4 protein-coding genes are annotated in these 4442 nt (G+C 54.6%); all 4 read left to right on the top strand.

Annotated features, from left to right (window positions below):
• Window positions 1-862 precede the first annotated feature (862 nt).
• Window positions 863-1930: a UDP-N-acetylglucosamine 4,6-dehydratase (inverting) gene (pseB, locus tag RMSM_RS35400; protein WP_008709263.1), complete on the top strand. Its 1068-nt coding sequence runs from the start codon at window positions 863-865 to the stop codon at window positions 1928-1930.
• Entirely contained in the window at window positions 1927-3144 is a 1218-nt protein-coding gene (pseC, locus tag RMSM_RS35395) for a UDP-4-amino-4,6-dideoxy-N-acetyl-beta-L-altrosamine transaminase (RefSeq protein WP_008709261.1), read from the top strand. The genes pseB and pseC overlap by 4 nt, the downstream gene beginning before the upstream one ends.
• Window positions 3141-3830, top strand: a complete 690-nt coding sequence (pseF, locus tag RMSM_RS35390; RefSeq protein WP_008709257.1) for a pseudaminic acid cytidylyltransferase — start codon at window positions 3141-3143, stop codon at window positions 3828-3830. Before pseC ends, pseF begins: the two co-directional genes overlap by 4 nt.
• Window positions 3830-4442: formyl transferase (locus RMSM_RS35385; protein ID WP_008709255.1), on the top strand; the 613-nt coding region annotated here is incomplete at its 3' end. The genes pseF and RMSM_RS35385, both read left to right, overlap by 1 nt.

Here is a 4442-nt window from a genome sequence, read left to right as displayed (position 1 = left end):
ACAGTTTTAACGAATTCCAGTGCAAAAATCGCATCCGCCGGATCTGCGTCGCTACCGCGACTTGATCCGGCCTACCATCGATCGCTAACACAACAGCCCCACCCAGAGCCGGCTACCGCCGACTCTGACCTCTAAACAGCTAGGCAGGAATCATTGGATGAAATCCCGTTAGCCGTTTGGCCGCTAGCCCCGGTTGATTGTCGGAACCGTGGCCAGCGGCTTGTTGATTTAGTGAGCCGCTCGCGCGTCAGCGGCCGGGTTCCACGCATGACCCGGTGCCTTACGGCACTCGGCTCAACAATGCGATTCGCATTTCGATTAAATCAAAAAGCCGCTAGCGCCAAAGCGGCTAATAGACGCAATGACTTCCGCCTAGCTGCTCAAAAGAGGAGGTAAATCGGATTGTTGCCTCAACGTCTTTCGCTGTTTCTTTGCGTTCTCTGTGACCTGCAAGTCATTGCCGCCGGAATGGGCTTGCGTCAGGATGCCTGTCGAAGGGAAACTGTGCCCGCCGGCATTGTCATTCGCAATTGCCCAGTGCCCCCAAATCTACATCCGCTGACGGTGCATGTGTCACCCACGTGGACGAAGTCCGCGCCGACGCAACATAATGCAATCGACCTTCGTCGTGGGACCCGCCTGTGTTCCTGGTGCGTCAACAGCAAAGACGGGAATTTTGGCGAATCCCACTACCTGAACATCACCCGATTGATGCCAAAGTCAAGGACTTTGCTAGCGTTGGCGGCGATAGCATTGAGTACGACGAAGCGACCTTACGATTGGCTTGGCAGCAGATCATGAACGTCAACGAATTGAATAGACCGATCACCACACCCGATTGCAGAAGGCAAGAGTTAACAGGATGAGTGAAGTTACGAAAACCGCCGCTGGGTCAGATGGCCCTGGGCTGAGCGGAAGATCCATCCTGGTCACTGGCGGGACCGGTTCGTTTGGACGTCGCTTCGTTTCCGAAGTGTTTCGTCGTTGGCCTGATGTCGCCCGAATGGTGATCTATTCTCGCGACGAATTAAAACAATCCGAGATGGCGGAGCAATTTCCTGTCGACGAATACCCCGCGATTCGTTTCTTTATCGGAAACGTTCGCGACAAAGACCGGCTGCAACGTGCGATGGAAGGAATCGATACGGTAATTCACGCTGCCGCGATGAAGCAAGTCCCAGCAGCGGAGTACAATCCGTTCGAAGCCGTCAAAACCAACGTCCTGGGCGCCCAAAACGTCATCGAAGCGGCGTTAGACACGCGAGTAAAAAACGTGGTGGCGTTGAGCACTGACAAGGCTGCGGCGCCAATCAATTTGTACGGTGCAACCAAGCTCTGCTCGGACAAACTATTTATCGCCGCTAACAATCTAAAAGGCCATCGCGATATCCGCTTCTCGGTGGTTCGTTATGGCAATGTGATGGGCAGCCGCGGCAGCGTAATCCCGTTTTTCTTGAAGCGACGATCCACCGGCGTGCTGCCGATCACTGACCCTAACATGACGCGTTTCAACATCTCGTTGGACGAGGGAGTCAACATGGTGCTGTATACACTCGAGAACAGCATCGGGGGCGAGATCCTGGTCCCCAAAATTCCGTCGTATCGAATCACCGACCTTGCCGAAGCGATCGGCCCAGAGTGCGAGAAACCCATCGTAGGCATTCGTCCGGGTGAAAAGCTACATGAGGAAATGGTCACGGCAAGCGACAGCCAAAATACAATCGAAAATGACCGCTACTACGTGATCGTCCCGATGCTTCACCGTCGCAAACACAACGAAACGATTGCGACGTTCGCGGAACATCATGACGCCACCCAAGTCGAGCACAACTTTCTGTACAGCTCGGAGAGCAACGACCAGTGGTTGAACGTGGATGAACTGCGTCAATTGATCAAGCAACACGTCGATGCAAATTTCACCGCCTCGTGAACATCTTACCCTACGGTCGTCAATCGATTGACGCAGCGGACTTGCAAGCGGTCACCGAGTCGATCCAATCGGGCTGGTTAACAACCGGGCCAAAGGTCGGCGAGTTCGAAGAGGCGTTTGCACAGCGAGTCGGTGCCAAACACGCGGTTGCCGTTTGTAATGCGACCGCCGCGCTGCATCTAGCGATGCTGGTTTCCGGGATCGGCTCCGGCGATCGCGTGGTCACCAGCCCGAATACGTTTCTTGCATCCGCCAATTGCGCTGCCTTTGTCGGTGCAACGCCAGATTTTTGTGACATCGATCCGGTTACCTACAATCTTGACCCTGCCAAACTCGCCGCCGACTGGACACCCGACACCCGCGGCATCGTGGCGGTGGACTATGGAGGCCAAACCGCCGACATGGTCGCGATCAGTAAAATTGCTCGGCAACACGGCGCGATCGTGATCGAGGACGCTTGTCACGCCGTCGGTGGCGAATTTGAACACGACGGCCAGCACTACAAAATCGGCGGTCATCCATGGGCTGACATCACGACGTTTAGCTTTCACCCGGTAAAAACGATGACGTGCGGCGAAGGCGGCATGTTCGTCACGGACAACGACGAGTTTGCCGAAAAAGCACGTCGACTTCGCAGTCATGGCATGGTTCGCCAGCCCGAGATGTTTCTCGGCCTCGGCGACGGTGTCAACGAATCCGACAATGCCGCGCTGAACGAACAGGGACCTTGGTATTACGAGATGCACGATCTCGGGTTCAATTATCGCATCACCGATTTCCAGTGTGCATTGGGACTCAACCAACTCAGACGACTCGACTCGTTCTTGAATCGTCGTCGTGAAATTGTCGCTGCCTACAACGATGCCTTTGCGTCAATCAATTGGATCCAAACCCCGGGGCTACGCAACGAGCGTGACCGTGATCTGACGTCATGGCACCTCTATACGATGATGGTTGATTTTAAAAGTTTGGGGGTGACGCGAAGTTCGATGATGAAGTCACTTCGTGCGAGACGAGTGGGTACGCAAGTGTTGTACATCCCCGTCTATCTGCAACCCTGGTATCAATCCAGCTATGGCTATCGTGCTGGGAAATGCCCCATTGCGGAACAACAGTACCAACAAAGCCTGAGCTTGCCGCTGTTCCCGGAAATGAGCGATGCCGACGTTGGTTTGGTTGTCGACAGCGTGCTTCAGTTCACGGACACATTATGATCATTGCAATCATCCCAGCTCGCGGCGGCAGTAAACGCATCCCAGGCAAAAACATTCGTCCGTTTTGCGGGCAACCGATCATCAAATACTCGATCAACGCCGCCATCGAATCCGGCGTCTTTGACCATGTGATCGTTTCGACCGACTGCGATAAAATCTCCGACGTCGCTCTGCATTGCGGTGCTGAAGTTCCCTTTCAACGTCCCGCCGAATTGTCCGGCGATACCGTGGGATCCAATCGTGTGATGAAACATGCGATTGACTTCTGCAACGAACGCTTCGGCGAAATTAGCCGCGTTTGTATGGTGACCGCGACCGCCCCGTTTCTGACAGCCCAGCAACTCCGAGACGGAATAACGATGTTGGACAAACATGGTGCCGAAATGACGTTTTCGGTTGCCACTTTTCCATCCCCGATCCAACGGGCATTCGAAATACGTGACGATGGCTGGGGGCAATTTGTTTGGCCCGAAAACGAAACGAAACGTTCGCAAGAGTTACCCGAACGCTATTTCGACGCAGGCATGTTTTACTGGGGATTGCCATCGACCTTCCAACACCCCACACGATTATTTCCCGAAAAGTTGGTTCCTATCTCCATTCCCGCTCACCTCGTCCATGACATCGACACCGAAGAGGATTGGGTGCGAGCGGAACTTGTTTATAACGCTCTGTCCCCTCGCTGATGTCTCTAAAAATAACGATCGCAACCACGGCGGAAAGCTGGCTGTTTCCATTGCTGGCAGGCCTACAACAAGATCTCTGCCGCGACGGGCATGAAGTCACGATCGTCGCGGACGCCAACGAAATCGTGACATCGGACATCACCTTTTTACTCTCGTATTGGGGAATCGTGTCCGCAGATGTCCTCGCTCGCAGCCGCAATACATTGGTGGTGCACGAGAGCGATCTACCGCTCGGACGAGGATGGTCGCCTGTGACATGGCAGGTGCTCGCAGGAATTAATCGCATCCCGGTGTGTCTGATCGAAGCAGTCGAGCGATTCGACGAAGGCGACATCTACCTGACCGATCACATGGAACTCGGCGGCGACGAACTGTTGCCAGAAATTCGCGACGAACAAGCACGAGTCACTTTCAAACTCTGCCGCGATTTCGTGCGCCAATATCCGGCAATCCTTGACCAGCGGCGAGCTCAAACAGGGTCGGGAACGGTCTATCGACGTCGCGGTCCCGCCGACAGCAAACTGGACCCTCAGCGAACGATTGCCGAACAATTCAATCTGCTGCGAGTCGTCGACAACGACGCCTACCCCGCCCATTTCGAACTCGGGGGAT

It is taken from the genome of Rhodopirellula maiorica SM1 (assembly GCF_000346295.1).
Classification (GTDB): Bacteria; Planctomycetota; Planctomycetia; order Pirellulales; family Pirellulaceae; genus Novipirellula; species Novipirellula maiorica.
This window is presented reverse-complemented; position numbering and strand designations above follow the sequence as displayed.